Consider the following 1,574-nt stretch of genomic DNA (forward strand, 5'->3'; position numbering starts at 1 on the left):
ATAATTTGGTTTTGATGAACATCAAATTCAGCACTCAATTCAGCAAGTGTTTTTTCTGCTTTAATCGCAGCAAGTGCTACCTTAGCTTTAAAATCATTTGAATGATTTCTTCTTGGTCTACGTGCCATAAAATACTCCATATATTGATGTTTATAACATCATTTGGGGAGCAAAATATAACTTATAAGTGTTGTTCAAATTTCCTGATCCACCTCTTATCGACAGTAAATGTTTGAGTAGCACTTAACTTCGTATCATTATTTGAGGACTCAGTCGCAATCGCATTTGCTGTCAAAGTTAGTGAACCAGAATAATTTAAAGAAGGTAAAAGATATAAATCCTTTAATTCTGTACTTGTAAAAGTCCAACTTCCATCAGAATTTTTCACACCAGCATTAAAGCTAAAATCATTTGGAACACCTTGAATTTTTACACTTAAACTTTCGGACCCACTGTAATCCGTTAAATTTGCGGATAGATCTAAAGCCACTGGGGGACTATAGGAGGTACTACTGCCAGAAGGTTTAAAACTTGCAGATGAAATACTTAAAGATGAATCTTTAAAGTTATCACCACCATTTAAAACCAACCATTGGAAAGAATAATGACCTGTTTGAGTTGCATTAAAACTATATGAACCCACAGCACTAAGTGCAGGGAATTTCATCTCAGTAGCGTCTACTAAAATCGACTGTTGAGTTCCATCTGGCGCAGTAACAAATAAAACAACCAAGTCATTAAAGCCATTTTGAACTTCAGAACTCGTGTTTTCGCCATTTGTGAAAGTATAATTCCAAGTGAGTGTATCACCTGTTTTTAAATCACTTTGAACTTCTGTAAGTTTTCCATCTATAACGTCTACAAATCCATTACTTGTAATATTCGGACCTACAGGATTAAAACGGTTATCTAAATACCCTGAGGCCACTCCTAATTCGATCTCAAGATTTGACTGCGATACTCCACTACCAGAGTCATCTGTCCCTGAATTCACTACTGTATCACTAGAGCCTGTAGAAATAATAGTTGCACCGGCATTAACTGTATGAACGTTAGATACAGTTAAAATCGGAGTATCAGCAACAGCATTGACTGTTATGTTACCTATTCCATTTGCACTCGAAATTAAGCCCAGATTATCTGTGCCACTATATTGGAAGCTAGTTGTACCTTTCCAATCCGCATTCGGTTTGAAGTAGATCGTCGCACCATTTGAAGTCGCTGTGATCACATCTGTCGTCGTTAATGCAGTGCCTGTTCCAGCAGAGTTGCTGTAGAAGCTGCCATTGGCTGGCAGTGCGCTGAGCTTGAAGCTTGCAACTGTACCATCGACATCTGTACCGCTTAAGTTAACTGCAATGATCGTGTCTTCGTTACCCGATGCGGTGGTCGCTTGTGCCACTGGTGCATCGTTCACCGCAGTTACGGTAACTGGAACAGTTACTGTCGTGCTGCCACCTTTGCCATCAGCAACCGTCACTTCAAAGCTGTCTGAACCGTTGTAGTTGGCATTCGGGGTATAGGTATAGCCACCTGTTGCTGGATCGATGCTGACGGTACCATGACTTGGATTG

2 protein-coding genes are annotated in these 1,574 nt (G+C 39.7%); both read right to left on the bottom strand.

The annotated features are described in order from the left end of the window. Positions 1 to 128: hypothetical protein (locus tag F944_RS14505; protein ID WP_004755830.1), on the bottom strand; the 128-nt coding region annotated here is incomplete at its 3' end. 53 nt (positions 129 to 181) lie between these two features. Continuing rightward, on the bottom strand, positions 182 to 1,574 hold a 1,393-nt coding region (locus tag F944_RS17000; protein ID WP_004992054.1), incomplete at its 5' end, for a cadherin-like domain-containing protein.

It is taken from the genome of Acinetobacter ursingii DSM 16037 = CIP 107286 (assembly GCF_000368825.1).
GTDB lineage: Bacteria > Pseudomonadota > Gammaproteobacteria > Pseudomonadales > Moraxellaceae > Acinetobacter > Acinetobacter ursingii.